Genomic DNA, 15,739 nt, shown 5'->3' on the forward strand with positions numbered 1-15,739 from the left:
CAGTCCGTGAAAACAACCGGCCTTCTCGGCGGCTCCTTTAACCCTGCCCATGGCGCACACCGGTCAATTAGCCTGTTCGCGATGGAGGAACTGGCGCTCGACGAACTATGGTGGTTGGTATCACCCGGTAATCCGCTGAAAGAAGGTTCCAAAGACATGGCACCGCTTGGAGCGCGGTTGGCATCGGCCCGAAAAATGGCGAGACGTAGTGCCATTAAGCCAACGGCTATCGAACAGATGATTGGCACCCGATACACTTATGATACTCTTCGTGCGTTGGTTCACCGCTATCCGAAACGGCAATTTGTTTGGATCATGGGAGCCGACAATCTGGCGCAATTTCACCGCTGGAAAGACTGGCGGAAAATAGCCCGTTTATTGCCGATTGCAGTTATTGCGCGGCCCGGCTATAATGACGATGCTCTTGCGGCACCCGCAATGGCATGGCTCCGGCGCTCCGTCCGGCCCGCGAGCCAGCGTATGAACTGGACTGAATGGAGTACGCCAGCGCTGACATTTTTGCGCTATCGTCCCGACCCCCGCTCGGCCACCGCGATCCGGATGGCCCGGCCCCATTGGCACCGGCAATATGCAAATCACTGCGTTCGCGACGCTGTGACGCGTAAATTGATTTGCCAGACAGATTGATAGGATTTGAATTGACGAAATCGAAAAGCAAAGCACTGAAATCCGCTGATTCCAAAGAAGGAAAAGCCGAATCAGATGCCCTTTATGCTCTCGTGATGAAATCGCTCGACGATGATCAGGCGCAGGATATTGTGACGATCGGACTTGAAGGCAAAAGCAATATTGCCGATCATATGGTGATCGCTGAAGGGCGTTCGACCCGGCAGGTCGCATCAATGGCCCAAAAACTGGTGGAGCGCATCAAGCAAGCTGGCGGAGAGGCACGTATTGAGGGCCTCGCCAATGCCGACTGGGTGTTGATTGATGCGGGTGATGTGATTGTTCACCTCTTCCGTCCCGAAGTGCGCAGTTTCTATAATCTGGAGCGCATGTGGGCAGTGGGTGAAGAAGATGCGCCAGAAGCTGAGGCCGCGGAAGTCTAAAAAGGGCGGTTTTCTAATATGAGGCTCCATATCGTCGCTCGCGGAAAAATCGGCCGCAGCCCTGAACAGGAGCTGGTGGAGCGTTATGTCAAGCGGATCAGCTGGGATGTGAAGTTGAGTGAGCTGCCTGAGCAGGGCGGGAAAACTCCGAAAATGAGCGATCAGACGAAAATCATCGCACTTGATGAAACCGGAGAGAACTGGACCAGCAAGGCCTTTGCAAAGGTTCTGAATAGCTGGCGCGACAATGGGGTGCGCGAGGCGCGCTTCCTTATCGGAGCGGCGGACGGTTTGACTGAAGAAGAGCGCAGCAGCGCCGACCATTTCTTCTCCTTTGGCAAAGCGACCTGGCCGCATCTGATGGCCAGAGCCATGCTGGCCGAGCAGCTGTTTCGGGCGACTGCAATCATCGCCAATCATCCTTATCATCGAGAGGGCTAAGGAGTGCTGCGCTGGCTTTTTCTGCTGCTCGGTCTGGTCGCCATCGGTGCTTTTTTTGCAGGAACTCTGACTGCTCAAACCCCCGGACCGTCACTGGAAGAACAACAGCGATCCCTGGTTTCCGCTCGCGAACAATCGGATAAGGCCCGCCAACGCAGCGATGCTTTGCGCCGTCAGGCGGAGGCTTCGACCAATGAAGCAGACCGGATCGGGATTGAAGCGGCCGCGCTCGCCGCGCGCATACAGGCCGCAGAAGCCGATATCCGTGCGGCACGATCCCGTATTGCGATTGTTGAACGCTTGCAGGAGCGTCAGCGCGCCCGGTTGGCGGAGAAACAAGGGCCGGTGGTACGACTGACCGCCGCACTGCAGATGATGACGCGTAAACCCACCGCACTGGCTTTGGTCGAACCGCGGTCACTCGATGAACTCATCTACATCCGCTCGATCATGTCGACAGTGGTTCCCGAGATCGAACAGCGTACGGCCAATTTGCGCCGCGAAGTGCAGCAGGGCGAAAAGTTGCGAGCGCAGTCTGCCCGGGCAATAGCTTCGCTGAATGAAAGCCAGCAACGCCTGGCACAGCGGCGTAAACAGCTGGCCGGTTTGCAAGCCAATGAACGGATTGAGGCCCGGCAATTTTCGGATGATGCCGGTCTGGAACAGGATCGCGCTCTGGCCTTGGGCGAAGAAGCAAGGGATATACTCGACCTGATGGATCAAATTCGCGAAAGCGGCGCTGTTCGCGAATCGCTGTCCCGGCTGGATGGTCCGCTGTTGCGTCCCAACCAGAATGGCGATGGTCCTGCCTGCAACCGAGCGCGTCCGGCCGACGTTGCAAACGCCTATCGGTTGCCGGTTGTTGGCGATATCGTGACGGGTTTGGGTGAGATATCAGATAGTGGTTATCGTTCCCGCGGTCTGACCATAGCGGTAGATCCAGGGGCTCAGATCGTCGCACCCGCGGCGGGGCGGGTCGCTTTTGCCGGGCGCTATCGCGACTACGGGAATATCCTTATCATCGAACATGACGAGAAATGGACCAGCCTGATCACCAATATGGCGACGACCAGTGCAACCGTGGGTGATGAAGTGGTTCAAGGAGCTCCAATTGGCCGATCAGGCCAAAATGACCCCGAAGTGACCGTGGAACTGCGGCGCAATGGGCGTCCGATCGATATTGCCGCTCTTGTGGGATGAAATGGCCAGTAAAATGACGTTCGTCGATGATTAACGTCATAGTTGGTTAAGGTCCTTGGCATTACCGCATTTTCAGGCCTATATTTAAGGCATATCAAGACTCACAGGATTTTGACTATGAAAAAGCCCTTTCTGCAAGCAACCGCTCTGGTTCTGACCGTCGCGCTGTTGCCCGCAACCACGTCTGCCATTTCTGCTGTCGATGCGAATACCTATCGCGAGATGGAACAGTTTATGAGCGTGTTTGACCGGGTTCGGACGGATTATGTCGATCAGGTGGATGATGCGGACCTGATCAAGGGCGCGATTAACGGCATGCTCGGCAGCCTTGATCCGCACAGCAGTTTTTTGGATGCGCGTGATTTTGAAAACCTGCGGACGCAGACAGACGGTAATTATGGCGGTCTAGGCCTTTCCGTTACGATGGAAGATGGTGCTGTCAAAGTGATCGCACCGTTCAAGGACACACCAGCGGACAAAGCCGGTGTGAAGGCTGGCGACTATATTACCCACATTAACGGAGCGCTGATCTACGGCGGATCGCTTGATGAAGCGGTTGAGGAGATGCGCGGTAAACCGGGTTCTCCTATCGAATTGACAATTGTACGCCCCGGCCGGGACAAACCGTTTGACGTTTCAATGAACCGTGCGGTTATTGACCTGAAACCTGTCACTTGGGAAGTGAAAGACAAGGTTGGTGTGATCAGCATTAACAGCTTCTCAAACGATACCGGTGCGGACGTGAAAGCGGCCATTGTCGGTATCGACAAGGCGCTTGGAAAAAAACCATTGGGCTATGTTCTGGATATGCGCTCCAATCCCGGCGGCCTGCTTGATGAAGCAGTCAACGTATCTGACGTGTTCCTGTCGCGCGGAGAAATTGTGTCGCAGCGCGGTCGCGGCAAATCCGACATTGAACGCTATTTTGCGAAAAGCGGAGATGCGGCCAATGGCCTACCGGTTATCGTGCTGATCGATGCGGGTTCCGCCTCGGCTTCGGAGATTGTTGCCGGCGCCTTGCAGGACCATCATCGCGGTCTGGTCATGGGTGAACGCAGCTTTGGTAAGGGATCGGTGCAGACATTGCTGCCGCTCTCCAATACCTCTGCTCTGCGGCTGACCACGGCGCGTTATTACACACCGTCTGGCAAATCGGTGCAGGAAGGCGGCATTGAACCGGATATCATGGTTCCGCAATTATCGGATCCTGATTACAAAACCCGTCCGCGTTTCCGCGAATCCGATTTGCGCAGGCATCTTATCAACGAAGTGAAGCTGGAAGATGACGTGTTGGAAGAAGACGCCAAGGATGATCCGCGTTTTACGCAAACGGCCGAAGAGCTGGAAAAAGAAGGCATCGAAGATTTTCAGCTGCATTATGCTTTGCAAACCATTGGTCGTTTGGGGCCAGAAGGTCTGAAAGTAGCTATGAACAAAGCTGCGGCAAAAAAGCCTGCGAAACCGGTAACTGCTAAAAACTAGGAAGCCAGATATGGCCCTTTCCCGTGCAGCCTTATGGCTGTCTTTGATCATCCCGTCATCTTTGCTCGGTGGGGCTTTGATCAGCGAATATGGCTTTGGCCTTTATCCTTGCGAAATGTGCATGTGGCAGCGTTGGCCGCATCTCGCGGCGATAATTTTTGCAATGGGTGCACTGCTTTTGCGCAAGCAGACGGCTTCCTTGTTGCTCCTGCTTTTGGCCGCTGTGGGTATTTTGACCAGCGGCTTGATTGGTGGTTTCCACGCCGGAGTTGAATATGGCTGGTGGGAAGGGATCACGTCCTGCGCAACCAACGTCCCAGCTGGCGGTGATATGCTCGATTCGATCATGAACGCGCCGTTGGTGCGCTGTGATGTTGCGCCATGGTCCCTGTTTGGAATTTCTCTGGCCGGATATAATTTCCTCTTGTCTGTTGGCGGCGCGATGCTCATCTTGGTGTTGATGGCAATGGGCCGGAAAGACGGGGCCTGAAAGGACACGCAATGGCTGAGACATTGGGAAAAGCAAAACCGGATATCGCCTCGATGATCCGGGTAAATCAGGCCGGTGAATATGGTGCGGCGCAGATTTACAAGGGCCAGCTTGCTGTGATGGGGGATGACGCGCCGGACAGCAGTGCAATCCACCATATGGCAGAGCAGGAACAGCGGCATCTGGATGCATTTGACCAAATGATTGTTGAACGCAACGTCCGGCCAACCGTGCTGCAACCCTTCTGGAAAGTGGCGGGTTATGCGCTTGGTGCAGGTACTGCGATCATGGGACCGCGCGCCGCTATGGCTTGTACCGCCGCGGTTGAGACGGAAATTGACCTGCATTACCAGGAACAGATGGAGCAGCTGGAATCGGAAAATGATCCGGAATTGCTCAGTAAGATTGCGGAGTTTCGGGAAGAGGAACTGGAGCATAAGCAGACAGCGATTGAGGCGGGCGCTGAAGATACCCCTGGCTATCCCGTACTAAGCGCTGCCATTCGGTTGGGGTGTAAGGTCGCGATCGGGCTTTCAAAACGGTTCTGACTGGATTATCGCCCTTCAGCACGGGTTCATTCAGTCGCTGGCAAAGGATGAATATGATAAAATTAGCTTCATTTTCGGCACCCCTGCTGTTTGCAGGTGTGATGTTGGCACCACCCGCCATGGCGCAGGATGCTGGCGGCGATCGGGTCAATCAACTGGTCATCTATGGTGATGACCCTTGCCCGCAAAGCACCGACGGCGAAATAGTTGTTTGCGCTCGCAAGGATGAATCAGAACGTTACCGGATTCCCGAAACACTTCGCGACAATCCCAATGATGCCAAAAATGAAGCCTGGTCACAGCGTGTACGGGCCTATGAATATGTCGGCAAAGACGGCACGCAAAGCTGTTCGCCTACCGGAGCTGGTGGTTTCACCGGTTGTACGCAGCGGTTGCTGCGTCAGGCCTATGCCGAAAAAGGGCAGGATGACACCGTCAATTGGGGTCGGTTGATCGAAGAGGAACGTCAGAAGCGGCTGGCCCGGATTGATAGCGAAGCCGAAGCGGTCGAGGAGCGGTTGCGCGAGATTGAAGCACAACGTGAAGCACGTGAAGCCGGAGCCGCCGAAGCGCGCGCGCGGCTGGAAGCACAGGACGCCGCGGCTCTGGAAAAGCAGGAAGCCGGTACTCGAGCGGATAACGATCTGGCTGTACCACCCGGTGCCGATGAAACGCCGCCGCCTGTTCCTGTGGATGACGAAGGCCAATAGGCTGTCCGTTAGTTTTTATCGGCTAGGCTTTCTAGGGACTTTTCCAAGTCTTCCATAAACTGAGCTTCAATTGGTTTGTCCAGTTTGTCGTTAAAGTTGAATGCGGTCAGGTTCCAGCCCTCTTTTCCTTGGTAGAATTTAAGTTCCAAGGACATAGCGTATTTTTCTTGAAAGACGATATAGCTATGCTCGACATACCGGCTTGAAGCATGGCGCGAACCGACCAGCTCCCACCCCTCGACCCGTCCATAGCTGGAGAAAAGCGTGTTGAGGGTATTGATCAAATTGGTCTTTTCGGCAGGTCCCGTTGATATCAAGGGCGCTTTTGCCAAAATGTTTTCCACGACATTGGTTGCATCACCGGCCTTGAGGTCTGCCAATACAGTATTGGCTATGGTCTCAGGAGTGGTCTGTGCAAGAGAAGGCGTAGCGATTGCAAGGCTAGCGATCGCCAATGATTTGTGAAAAATACTCATTCTATTTCTTCTCTTCGATCCAGCGATTTACCTGGGCCTCCAGCATATCGAGCGGGACGGCGCCCTGACCGAGGACAACATCATGAAATTCGCGCAGGTCAAATTTCGCGCCTAAAGTTTCAGTCGCTTTGGCGCGCAGCTCACGGATTTTGAGTTCGCCCATTTTATAGGCCAGCGCCTGTCCGGGCCAGCTGATATAGCGGTTCACTTCTGCCTCGATATTGGCGGTGCTCAGCGCAGTGTTGTCGGTCATGAAATCAATCGCCCGCTGCTTGCTCCAACCCTTTGAGTGTATACCGGTATCGACCACTAACCGCGTGGCGCGCCACATTTCATAGGATAGCCGGCCCATATCTTTGGCTGGCGTATCATAAAGGCCCATTTCTATACCCAGGCGCTCGGAATAGAGGCCCCAGCCTTCAACAAATGCAGTGAAAAATGCGCCATGCTTGCGGAAATCGGGCATGTCGAGTTCCTGCTGCAAGGCAATCTGCATATGATGGCCAGGCACCGCTTCATGAACGCTGAGCGCAGGGATTTCCCAGAATGGCCGCTGATCCAGCTTGGACGTGTTGACATAATAAAAGCCCGCTATGCCGACATCTGGCGATCCCGGATTATAGTAAGCCGTTGTGGTGCCTTCTGCCGTTTCTGCCGGTATCTCCTTGATTCCATAGGGTAAACGCGCCAGCTTGCCGATGATCGACGGCATCTTGCCATCAATGAGTTTCGTCACCCGCGCCACTTTTTCCATCAGCTCTTCGGGCGTCTTGGCATAATATTTGGGGTTGGTCCGCAGGTCCTGAATAAAGGCTTCGCGTGTCTCAAAACCGGCCTGTTTGGCAACTTCCACCATTTCGGCCCGGATGCGGGCGACTTCGGACAGGCCGATATTGTGAATCTCGTCCGCCGACTTGTTCGTGGTCGTCATCTGGCGAATGCGAAAATCATAATATTTGTCTCCGCCAGGCTGGGCAGATACGCCGGGCGCCTTCGCGCAATTGGGAGCATATTGGCTATTGTACCAGTTCAAATGCTCGGTCAGCGCAGGATTTATGACGGTGGTAATTGTGTTCGAGGCATCAGTTGCGATCTGGTCGAACGTCGCTTGATCAATTCCATCGGGTTTGGTCCGCTTGAACGGCTCAAAAAAGCGTGATTCTTTGGGATCTTCCTTGATGAGCCCGGAAATGCTGGTCTCATAGCCGACCATCGAGACACATGGCTGGACATAGCCGCCTTGGAGCGCCTGATTGGCAACAGATATCGATTGCCTGTGGACAATCCCGTATTTTTGCAGGCGGCTTACATAAGTTCGATAATCCGCCGCGGTGCGAAATGGCAGGTTGTTCTGCATGCTGGCAAAGCTTTGATGCCAGCCGCTGCGATTGGTGAAATTGATGGTACGTTGGCCATAGGTGCTCGCTTCAACCTGTTCGGCCAGGCTACGCCTGAGGATACCGAAGTTGGTTTTGTCATCTTCGGACAGTCTGTTCTGGTCGATCTGTTCGAGCTGCGCCAGCCAGGCTTTGGCTTTCTCAACCCGCTTGTCTTCAGCTTCCAGGCTTTGGTCGGTGACCCGGCCATCGGAATCTGCAACGCCCAGGGAGGAAGCAAATTCGGGATATTGTCCAAGATTATAGGTCCAGTAATCGTCGATAATCTGATGCAGTTCGGACGATTTGGTTTCTCTGTCCTCTTCGGCACGAACCGGCGCGCTGATCGCAAGCGCTGTGAGAGAAACCAATGTGATGAAATGTGCCCGGCGCATGCTGTTCTCCTGCAAGAAATATCTCTTGCAACTATCGAGGATATTCAGCAGCCCCTGTCAAGCGCCATCATTTCAGATCCACGTCAAATCAGCTTTGTGCGCAACGCCATTGCTGATGTGATGGGAATATCATTGATCCTGAGCGGCGCTATGGGTGATCCGCCCGCAATCCCGACCGTAATGGTGGCAAGGTCAAGCGGATGATCCAGAGGAGACTGGCTTATATCAACTGTCTGGACCTTGCGGATGGGCACTATCGTCAATTTCCGCCGCCACCAGCCGGCACGGACGAACAGCTGGGCTGGTGTCAGGGCATATTGATGATGCCGCCAGTTCAGAAACATCACAGCGATGACCGGAATAGCCAACAATATCAGTGCATAAAAGCCGGGATGGATTATGACACCAAGGCCGACGCTCACGGTCGCCAATATTACTGCCAGAATAAGTGCATCGCGCCACCATAATGCCGGATCGACACGTTGGAAAATAAGGTCGGGCGACACATTGGCGATCTTGGTTTCTGCCAATATCGCGTCGACTTCGTCCATCTGCGCGCAGGGGGCAGCGCTATGGTCGCTTTCGCCGCTTCCATCACTTGCAAGCGATTGAAATTTCAGGTGATACCAGCCAAAACGCTGACGGACCGGACCGGTTCTGAGAATGGTCGCCTGCACCCGGTGGATCGGCATGACCATGTCAGTAAGTGTGAACAGGCCGCGCCGACGCCGGAAACCAGGTTGACCTCGATCCACACGATCCAGACGGAAGCCATATTCACGGATGAACGTACGGATGATGCCGCTGCCCGAGCCAACCGCGATCAGGGAAACAAGCGCGCCAATGGCTCCTGCAACCTGTGCCGAAAAGCTGAGACCATTGACCACATCCTGCTCAGATAATTGTTCCAACCAGTATCTGGGATTGAAAAATTCATCTGGCAAAAGGAAATCAAGATTCTGGGCGATAGCCGCCAAAATCGCAAGCAGCACAAAGGAAAAATTGAAAAGCCCGGCGATAAATATTCTCCGGTTATCCATGGCAAATACCGGCGCTCTCTCTGCCGTTTCCGGGATGTTAGCTTGGATTTGCTCTGCCGTGTTTTTTGCAACGCCCGATTTATAGTCCCGCACCGTATCTCGCAGCGCCTCGGCATCAGCCAGGGCCAGCGCATCGAGTTTGCCATCCTCACTACCCCCGGCGCCTGTCTCCAGCTTGACCGTTGCCAGTCCCAATATCCGGCTGACAAGCTTTTGCTCCAGACTCACATCCTGAATCCGGTCAAAAGGAATGGAGCGATTATTGCGGCTGAGCAGGCCGCTTTTGATCCGGATTTCCTTGGGCCCGACATGATAGGTGAAGCGCGACCAGATCAGCGCGTTTATCCCGATTATAAAGGCCAATAGGGCTAGGGCCGCCAAACCGGCATAGACGATATTCTGATCAAAAACGCTGAAATAGAGCACACCCATAGCGATCAGATTTTGCCCGATAGCAGCGACGGATTTCAATATGATGCTGAGCGGGTGCAGGCGGCGGAAGGACGCGCTATCGTTTGCAACCGACTCTTCGGTTGCTGTGGTCAGGGGCGTGTCATTCATATCATGTCTTGGCGAATATGGCCCTTTATCGTGTCGCGCATAACCTCCGCATCAGGTGTGCTCAGGCCCGGCAAGGCAACAATGCTGTTATGCGTGCCTGCCGTGTGCACGATCAGGGCCGACAGCCCAAATGCCCGCTGGAAAGGGCCTTGAGCCACGTCGATATGCTGGATGCGGTTAAACGGTACGATCGTATCCGTCCGCCACATGAAGCCGCGCAAAACCCGCAGCTGTTCGTCACCCATGTTATAGCCCCAGCGGCGATAGATGCGGCCGGGCAGCAGAATGATCAGAAACAGCATGATGGCCGTCACCGGTCCGATGATCATGCCGCCAATGCCTGGCAGTTCGTTGCGGATCGCAAATTCGACGACGATTGCGGCCACAATCAATATGGCGGCAAGAACAATAATATTCAGGCGGATCAGAGACTTTTGAGGTGGATGCAGCGGTGTCAGCCCCTGGTTATAGGCGCGGGCCTTATCCTGCTCCATTTCTGCAAGCGGGTCAGGGGAGGTAACAGCTTCGGTCATTCGGCAACTATGCCGGAGCTGTGTTATTTAGGCAAGACGGATAGATTTGTGCTCTAGCGCGCCAGCGCTGCCTCCGCTTCTTTCGTCAGCGTCTTTATTATATCCACCACACTTTCCTCGGCCTTGACCATGCCGACCGACTGCCCTGCCATGACGCTGCCATTTTCGACATCGCCGTCGATCACCGCTTTGCGTAGCGCTCCGGCCCAGAAATGTTCGATCTGCAATTGTGCTTCGCCCATTTCTATTTCGCCAGCATCGAGCAACTTGGCGACTTCAATCTGTTTACGGGTGAATTCTTCGGTGCCTTTGTTTTTGAGAGCGCGTACAGGAATGACCGGCAGGCGCGGGTCGACCTGAACGCTGGTCACAGCATCGCGGGCATTGCCGCGCATGAAGGCTTTTTTGAAATCGGGATGGGCGATGGATTCATGTGCACAGACGAAACGGGTACCCAGCTGAACACCGCTAGCGCCCATTTCAAGATAGGCACCAATCATGTCGCCTGTGCCGATGCCGCCAGCCACAAAAACAGGGACCTGATCAGCAATTTGGGGTAGGATTTCCTGTGCCAGAACCGAAGTTGCAACCGGTCCAATATGGCCGCCCGCTTCCATGCCCTCAATCACAATAGCATCGACGCCGGAGCGGATGAACTTCTTTGCGAGCGCCATTGCCGGGGCGAAACAAATGACTTTTGCACCGATTTCCTTGATCGCCTCCAGACTGCCTTTGGGCGGAAGACCTCCGGCCAGCACGACATGGCTGACGTCATGATTGCCGCATATCTCTATTAGCTTCATCAAATCCGGATGCATGGTGATGAGGTTGACGCCAAAGGGCTTGCTGGTCAGCTTTTTTGTTTCTGCAATCTCGGTATCGAGCAATTCCGGGGTCATCGCGCCGCAAGCAATGACGCCAAAGCCGCCAGCATTGGAAATGGCGCTTACAAGATTGCGCTCGGACACCCAGCTCATCGCGCCGCACATGATTGCGGTCTCGCTGCCAAGCAAGTCGGTGCCGCGCTGCATTAACGCGGAGAGTTTGGATTGAGTCATAGGTTAAGCTGCATCCTCTGCATCCAGGCCATAGGCGGTGTGAAGCACCCTGAGTGCCAGTTCGGTATAGTCTTCTTCTATCAGCACGCTGACCTTGATTTCCGACGTTGTAATCGCCTGGATGTTTACACCGCGGTCTGCGAGTGACTTGAACATCGTCGAAGCGACACCGGCATGGCTTTTCATACCAACGCCGACAACCGATATTTTCGCTACGTTCGTGTCGGAAATTAACCGGTTATAGCCGATACCTTCCTTGGCTTGCTCCAGCACCTGCATCGTCCGGTCGAGATCGCTCGTAGGCGCGGTGAAGGTCACGTCGGTTTCGCCTTTTTCGCGGCCGACGTTCTGAATGATCATATCGACGTTGATCGCAGCCTCGGCAAGCGGCTCAAATATATTCGCCACAGCACCCGGCTTGTCCGGCACGCGGGTCAGCGTGATTTTGGATTCATTCTTGTCATGGGCGATGCCCGTTATCAGTTGGCGCTCCATATCCTGTTTCTCCATTTCGCTTTCGCTGACGATCATTGTCCCGGGCAGGTCATCGGCAGTGTAATTGACGCCTTCCTCGGTAAATGAGGAAAGCACCTGAATTTTGACATTTTCTTTCATTGCAAGACCCACTGATCGCGTCTGCAATACTTTTGCGCCGACACTGGCTAATTCCAGCATTTCCTCAAAAGTCACTGTTTTCAACTTGCGTGCCCGGGTCACAATGCGCGGGTCGGTCGTGTAAACGCCGTCGACATCTGTATAGATATCGCAGCGATCCGCTTTGACAGCTGCGGCAATGGCCACGGCACTGGTGTCAGATCCGCCGCGGCCCAATGTAGTGATCCGGCCATCTTTGCTAATACCCTGAAAGCCGGGGATGATAGCTATTTCCCCACTTTTCATGGAGGCGGTCAGGTCATCAGCATCAATGGTTTCGATCCGGGCCTTGCTATGCGACTCGATGGTACGGATCGGCATTTGCCAACCCAGCCAACTGCGCGCTTTCGCGCCCAGAGATTGCAAAGCGATGGCGAGCAGGCCGGATGTGACTTGCTCGCCGCTTGCGACCACCACATCATATTCTGCAGCATCATATAACGAACTGGCTTCGCGGCAGAAATTAACCAGTCTGTCGGTGTCGCCGGCCATAGCCGAGACGACTACCGCGACTGCATGCCCGGCGTCGGATTGTTGTTTCACAATCTGCGCGACCCGGCGGATACGTTCGATCCCCGCCATAGACGTGCCACCAAATTTCATCACTATGCGTGCCATGATGCCTGTTATCTGTCTTTCTATTGAAAAAAGGGTCTGAACGAGACGCGCGGGCTGTGATAAAGAGACGTTATGACAAACGCAAGCATCAGCAACAGCCCGGTTTCAGGCGCAACGAAAAGCACGATAAACGCGCAAGAAGCGGCCCATTTTGGCGCCTTGGCGGCCGACTGGTGGGATCCGAACGGGTCATCGGCCATGCTCCACCGGCTCAATCCGGTGCGGCTGGGCTACATCCGGGATGCAGTCAACTTGCATTTTGGTATCAAAGCTGACGATTTGAGACCGTTGGCAGGCAAGCGCGCGCTGGATGTCGGTTGCGGTGCCGGACTGGTTTGCGAACCTTTGGCGCGCATGGGCGCGGATGTGACTGGGCTCGATGCTGCGCCGGAAAATATCGCGGCGGCAAAGGCGCATGCTGAACCCCAGCGACTGAACATCGATTATCGCAATGTCGGGATAGAAAAGTTCGGAGAAAGTGGTTTCGATCTGGTAACTTCGCTTGAAGTCATCGAGCATGTTGATGATACCGATAGTTTCGTGGCCGGATTGGCCAACGCGCTGGCCGATGATGGCTTGATGATCCTCTCAACCCCCAACCGCACAGCCATGTCGAAGCTGATGTTGGTCGATCTCGCCGAAATGACTGGGCGTATTCCCAAGGGGACACATCATCATGACCAGTTTTTTACGCCCGAAGAGTTAGAAAAACTGCTTGATTCGGCAGGTTTGAAAGTGATGGATACGACTGGCCTGTCCTATAGCCCATCACATGGTTTTTCACTTTCCGACAATCTGGCACTCAATTACCTGATGACCGTGGTGCGTGGATGAATGCCACCATCCGGCCGTTTGTCGCGACCGATAAAGACGCCTGCTTGGCGTTGTTTGATAGCAATGTGCCGCGCTATTTCGATGCAAGCGAGCGGGGTGATTTTTCCAAATTTCTGGATCGGCCGGACGGCGACTATTTCGTCGTTGAGCAGGCTACTGAAATATGCGGCTGCGGCGGCTTTGTGAAAGAAGATCGCGGACAGGCACGATTTACCTGGGGTATGATCGACAATGCCCGTCAAGGGTCAGGTTTGGGCCGATTGCTGGCCGAATATCGCTTGCGAGCGATCAAAGCGTCAGGCCGCTTTCAAGAGGTGGAGCTGTTCACAACCCCTAAGATTGCACCGTTTTTCGCAAAATTCGGTTTCGATATAGTGGATATTGAGAAAGATGGTTTTGCACCTGATATGGACAAGGTGCAGATGATTCTTCGCTTCGCCAGCGATGATTCCAAAGCGTCTTAAAAATCCACTTTCTCGTAATGTGCCGGTGGTGCAATCACTTCCATGCGTTCGGACAATAGAGGACGGAAAGACGGACGCGATTTGAACATCGCATACCAGGCTTTTGTTTGATCATGTCCGGTCCAGTCAATGCCGCCGAGATAATCCGCGACCGATATTTGCGCCGCCGCTGTCAGGTCAGCCAAGCTCATAGTCGCTCCGGCCAGCCAGCTGCGATGATCAATCAGATAGTCAATATAGTCGAGATGGACATTGGCACGCCGCATGGCTTCGCGCAGCAGCTTTGCGTCTGGCGGTTGGCGGTGAACGATGCGCTTGTGCATGCGCTCATAGAGCAACGGCGCGGTGACATCGCCGTAAAATTGCTCGTCAAACCAGGCGACCAGTCGGCGAATTTCGGCACGATTGGTCGCCGTGCCGTTGATCATGGGAGTCTTTTCGACCGTTTCTTCAATATATTCGCAGATCGCTACGCTATCGATGAGGATGATATCCCGCTGATCATGGCGCATAACCGGCGTACGGCCCGCCGGGTTCATATCCAGAAACTGATCCCGCTGCTCCCAGGGTGATTCGCGCACCAGTTCATAGCCGACAGATTTTTCGCCCAAAAGCAGGCGGACTTTGCGCGAAAACGGACATAAAGGAAACTGGAATAACTGCCACATAACATTGCTGTTAATCGGGTTTGTGCTGCGGGGGAAGGGGCTTGATGCGCGAAACTGCGAATAGAGGGTCAGGCGTTACAAAACGACCTGCAAGACAAGCCTATTCCAGTGCATCCATACGCTTTTTCATCTTCTCACTCATGGCTTTGAGTTGCGGAAGCAAAGCTCCAAATTCGGTTGCCATAATGCCCATCATAGCGGTGCCTTTGCGCATTGTGTCTTCCATATCGGCGTTGAAATCAGGATTGTCGCGCGCGGCCAGCTCGCCCAATGTGGCATCGGGATCAATATCGGAAAATGTCTCGCCACCATCCAAGTCTTCGGGGACAGCTTTTTCCATCGCGGCCGCGAATTGACCAATGGGCAAGTCCATCATTGCCGCCATAAAGCCGGACATCATCGACACCATGCCATCCTGAAATTCCGGATCGTTGAGTTTTTCGATCAATTCGGATTCAGCGCCTTCATCCTGCGCCGCAGCCGGAACAGAAAGGCTCAGCGACACGGCCAATAAAGGGAGAGAGAAAAGTGATCGCATAGCTGAGCCTCCTAAACAGTCATCGTTGTTCGCCAACGACACTTGGCGTCTACCAGCCTACATCTGAGTCAAAGCTGAACCTGCGCAGAGTCATCCAGCAAGGATCGTAAATTGCCGTAAAACAGGCACGGAAAACCGAAATCAGGCGACCTGATAAATGGCCAGGCGATTGCCCGAAGGGTCAAGGCATTCAAATCGCCGACCGCCGGGATAGGCGAAAATCTCTTTGACGATCTCGCCATCGGCCGCTTTCACCTTCGCTAGCGCGGCTTCCAGATCATCACTTTCAAAGGTCGGCATGGGTGCGGGCGGTTCTTCTCCCGTCGCGAGCCCAATCTGTACTGGCCCGCCTTCGACAGCGGCATATTCCGGGCCGTAGTCGGTAAAGGCAAAGTCAAAGGCTTTTTCATAAAAGGCCTTACTGGCACCGAGGTCAGTCGCTTTCATTTCCATGTAATTGGGCGTGATTTTGGGCATAGTGTTGGTTCCTGTTAATCGGGAGGCAGATTTGGGCGCACAGGATGCAAGGCCGGTTAGCCCAAGCAGGCCTATCCCCGCCGCCACATCACGCCGATCTGTCATC

At 54.3% G+C, this 15,739-nt stretch carries 19 protein-coding genes; 10 read left to right on the plus strand and 9 right to left on the minus strand.

Translation table 11 applies throughout. The features are described 5' to 3' along the window. Nucleotides 1-6 precede the first annotated feature (6 nt). The 8 genes from AC6I9Z_RS03410 to AC6I9Z_RS03445 all read left to right on the plus strand — a co-directional run bounded on the left by AC6I9Z_RS03410 (nt 7) and on the right by AC6I9Z_RS03445 (nt 5,941). Nucleotides 7-648 carry a nicotinate-nucleotide adenylyltransferase gene (locus tag AC6I9Z_RS03410; protein ID WP_461457019.1) on the plus strand — a complete coding sequence of 214 codons (642 nt, stop codon included), beginning with the start codon at nt 7-9 and terminating at the stop codon, nt 646-648. 35 nt (nt 649-683) lie between these two features. Further along, nucleotides 684-1,070, plus strand: a complete 387-nt coding sequence (gene rsfS / locus AC6I9Z_RS03415) for a ribosome silencing factor (protein WP_497811342.1) — start codon at nt 684-686, stop codon at nt 1,068-1,070. 18 nt (nt 1,071-1,088) lie between these two features. After that, nucleotides 1,089-1,511, plus strand: a complete 423-nt coding sequence (locus AC6I9Z_RS03420; RefSeq protein ID WP_461457017.1) for a 23S rRNA (pseudouridine(1915)-N(3))-methyltransferase RlmH — start codon at nt 1,089-1,091, stop codon at nt 1,509-1,511. A 3-nt stretch (nt 1,512-1,514) separates the two neighbouring features. Beyond that, a complete protein-coding gene (locus AC6I9Z_RS03425) occupies nt 1,515-2,711 on the plus strand; it encodes a murein hydrolase activator EnvC family protein (protein ID WP_461457016.1) in 1,197 nt (398 codons plus the stop codon). Between the two features lie 117 nt (nt 2,712-2,828). Then, the gene (locus AC6I9Z_RS03430; protein ID WP_109355869.1) at nt 2,829-4,193 is read left to right on the plus strand and encodes a S41 family peptidase; all 1,365 of its coding nucleotides are present in this window, start codon (nt 2,829-2,831) and stop codon (nt 4,191-4,193) included. A gap of 10 nt (nt 4,194-4,203) precedes the next feature. Further along, nucleotides 4,204-4,683: a disulfide bond formation protein B gene (locus AC6I9Z_RS03435; protein WP_461457013.1), complete on the plus strand. Its 480-nt coding sequence runs from the start codon at nt 4,204-4,206 to the stop codon at nt 4,681-4,683. Nucleotides 4,684-4,694: 11 nt separating this feature from the next. Beyond that, nucleotides 4,695-5,231 (plus strand): demethoxyubiquinone hydroxylase family protein, encoded by a 537-nt coding sequence (locus tag AC6I9Z_RS03440; protein WP_254054304.1) that lies wholly within the window; start codon nt 4,695-4,697, stop codon nt 5,229-5,231. 53 nt (nt 5,232-5,284) lie between these two features. Further along, nucleotides 5,285-5,941 (plus strand): hypothetical protein, encoded by a 657-nt coding sequence (locus AC6I9Z_RS03445; protein ID WP_461457011.1) that lies wholly within the window; start codon nt 5,285-5,287, stop codon nt 5,939-5,941. 8 nt (nt 5,942-5,949) lie between these two features. On the opposite strand, the gene AC6I9Z_RS03450 is transcribed toward AC6I9Z_RS03445, so the two are convergent. From AC6I9Z_RS03450 to AC6I9Z_RS03475, 6 genes are all read right to left on the minus strand, one after another. After that, the gene (locus AC6I9Z_RS03450; protein ID WP_461457009.1) at nt 5,950-6,417 is read right to left on the minus strand and encodes a hypothetical protein; all 468 of its coding nucleotides are present in this window, start codon (nt 6,415-6,417) and stop codon (nt 5,950-5,952) included. A 1-nt stretch (nt 6,418) separates the two neighbouring features. Continuing rightward, nucleotides 6,419-8,188, minus strand: coding sequence for a DUF885 domain-containing protein (locus AC6I9Z_RS03455; protein ID WP_461457007.1), 1,770 nt, complete (start codon nt 8,186-8,188; stop codon nt 6,419-6,421). Nucleotides 8,189-8,271: 83 nt separating this feature from the next. Further along, nucleotides 8,272-9,789 (minus strand): PH domain-containing protein, encoded by a 1,518-nt coding sequence (locus tag AC6I9Z_RS03460; protein WP_461457005.1) that lies wholly within the window; start codon nt 9,787-9,789, stop codon nt 8,272-8,274. Further along, nucleotides 9,786-10,322, minus strand: coding sequence for a PH domain-containing protein (locus AC6I9Z_RS03465; protein ID WP_461457003.1), 537 nt, complete (start codon nt 10,320-10,322; stop codon nt 9,786-9,788). Before AC6I9Z_RS03465 ends, AC6I9Z_RS03460 begins: the two co-directional genes overlap by 4 nt. Nucleotides 10,323-10,375: 53 nt before the next feature. Next, on the minus strand, nt 10,376-11,380 hold the full coding sequence (locus AC6I9Z_RS03470; RefSeq protein WP_461457001.1) for an NAD(P)H-dependent flavin oxidoreductase: 1,005 nt from the start codon (nt 11,378-11,380) through the stop codon (nt 10,376-10,378). Between the two features lie 3 nt (nt 11,381-11,383). Beyond that, the gene (locus AC6I9Z_RS03475) at nt 11,384-12,652 is read right to left on the minus strand and encodes an aspartate kinase (RefSeq protein WP_461456999.1); all 1,269 of its coding nucleotides are present in this window, start codon (nt 12,650-12,652) and stop codon (nt 11,384-11,386) included. Between the two features lie 72 nt (nt 12,653-12,724). Here AC6I9Z_RS03475 and ubiG point away from each other — a divergent pair, with 72 nt between their 5' ends. Both ubiG and AC6I9Z_RS03485 read left to right on the plus strand, forming a co-directional pair. Further along, nucleotides 12,725-13,486 carry a bifunctional 2-polyprenyl-6-hydroxyphenol methylase/3-demethylubiquinol 3-O-methyltransferase UbiG gene (gene ubiG, locus AC6I9Z_RS03480; RefSeq protein WP_461456997.1) on the plus strand — a complete coding sequence of 254 codons (762 nt, stop codon included), beginning with the start codon at nt 12,725-12,727 and terminating at the stop codon, nt 13,484-13,486. Continuing rightward, nucleotides 13,483-13,950, plus strand: coding sequence for a GNAT family N-acetyltransferase (locus tag AC6I9Z_RS03485; protein WP_461456995.1), 468 nt, complete (start codon nt 13,483-13,485; stop codon nt 13,948-13,950). Before ubiG ends, AC6I9Z_RS03485 begins: the two co-directional genes overlap by 4 nt. On the opposite strand, the gene AC6I9Z_RS03490 is transcribed toward AC6I9Z_RS03485, so the two are convergent. From AC6I9Z_RS03490 to AC6I9Z_RS03500, 3 genes are all read right to left on the minus strand, one after another. Beyond that, complete coding sequence (locus AC6I9Z_RS03490; RefSeq protein ID WP_461456993.1) at nt 13,947-14,618, minus strand: glutathione S-transferase family protein; 672 nt, start codon at nt 14,616-14,618, stop codon at nt 13,947-13,949. The genes AC6I9Z_RS03485 and AC6I9Z_RS03490 overlap by 4 nt on opposite strands. A gap of 100 nt (nt 14,619-14,718) precedes the next feature. Next, nucleotides 14,719-15,156, minus strand: coding sequence for a hypothetical protein (locus AC6I9Z_RS03495; RefSeq protein ID WP_461456991.1), 438 nt, complete (start codon nt 15,154-15,156; stop codon nt 14,719-14,721). Nucleotides 15,157-15,297: 141 nt separating this feature from the next. Then, nucleotides 15,298-15,738 (minus strand): VOC family protein, encoded by a 441-nt coding sequence (locus AC6I9Z_RS03500; protein ID WP_461456989.1) that lies wholly within the window; start codon nt 15,736-15,738, stop codon nt 15,298-15,300. Nucleotide 15,739: the final 1 nt, after the last annotated feature.

Source organism: Parasphingorhabdus sp., assembly GCF_059726685.1.

Bases quoted from the DNA above. Each gene is read 5' to 3' on its own strand.
- AC6I9Z_RS03420 (WP_461457017.1), top strand. From the start codon at position 1,089: ATGAGGCTCCATATCGTCGCTCGCGGAAAAATCGGCCGCAGCCCTGAA.
- AC6I9Z_RS03430 (WP_109355869.1), top strand. From the start codon at position 2,829: ATGAAAAAGCCCTTTCTGCAAGCAACCGCTCTGGTTCTGACCGTCGCG.
- AC6I9Z_RS03435 (WP_461457013.1), top strand. From the start codon at position 4,204: ATGGCCCTTTCCCGTGCAGCCTTATGGCTGTCTTTGATCATCCCGTCA.
- AC6I9Z_RS03440 (WP_254054304.1), top strand. From the start codon at position 4,695: ATGGCTGAGACATTGGGAAAAGCAAAACCGGATATCGCCTCGATGATC.
- AC6I9Z_RS03445 (WP_461457011.1), top strand. From the start codon at position 5,285: ATGATAAAATTAGCTTCATTTTCGGCACCCCTGCTGTTTGCAGGTGTG.
- AC6I9Z_RS03450 (WP_461457009.1), bottom strand. From the start codon at position 6,417: ATGAGTATTTTTCACAAATCATTGGCGATCGCTAGCCTTGCAATCGCT.
- AC6I9Z_RS03455 (WP_461457007.1), bottom strand. From the start codon at position 8,188: ATGCGCCGGGCACATTTCATCACATTGGTTTCTCTCACAGCGCTTGCG.
- AC6I9Z_RS03460 (WP_461457005.1), bottom strand. From the start codon at position 9,789: ATGAATGACACGCCCCTGACCACAGCAACCGAAGAGTCGGTTGCAAAC.
- AC6I9Z_RS03465 (WP_461457003.1), bottom strand. From the start codon at position 10,322: ATGACCGAAGCTGTTACCTCCCCTGACCCGCTTGCAGAAATGGAGCAG.
- AC6I9Z_RS03470 (WP_461457001.1), bottom strand. From the start codon at position 11,380: ATGACTCAATCCAAACTCTCCGCGTTAATGCAGCGCGGCACCGACTTG.
- AC6I9Z_RS03475 (WP_461456999.1), bottom strand. From the start codon at position 12,652: ATGGCACGCATAGTGATGAAATTTGGTGGCACGTCTATGGCGGGGATC.
- ubiG (WP_461456997.1), top strand. From the start codon at position 12,725: ATGACAAACGCAAGCATCAGCAACAGCCCGGTTTCAGGCGCAACGAAA.
- AC6I9Z_RS03485 (WP_461456995.1), top strand. From the start codon at position 13,483: ATGAATGCCACCATCCGGCCGTTTGTCGCGACCGATAAAGACGCCTGC.
- AC6I9Z_RS03490 (WP_461456993.1), bottom strand. From the start codon at position 14,618: ATGTGGCAGTTATTCCAGTTTCCTTTATGTCCGTTTTCGCGCAAAGTC.
- AC6I9Z_RS03495 (WP_461456991.1), bottom strand. From the start codon at position 15,156: ATGCGATCACTTTTCTCTCTCCCTTTATTGGCCGTGTCGCTGAGCCTT.
- AC6I9Z_RS03500 (WP_461456989.1), bottom strand. From the start codon at position 15,738: ATGACAGATCGGCGTGATGTGGCGGCGGGGATAGGCCTGCTTGGGCTA.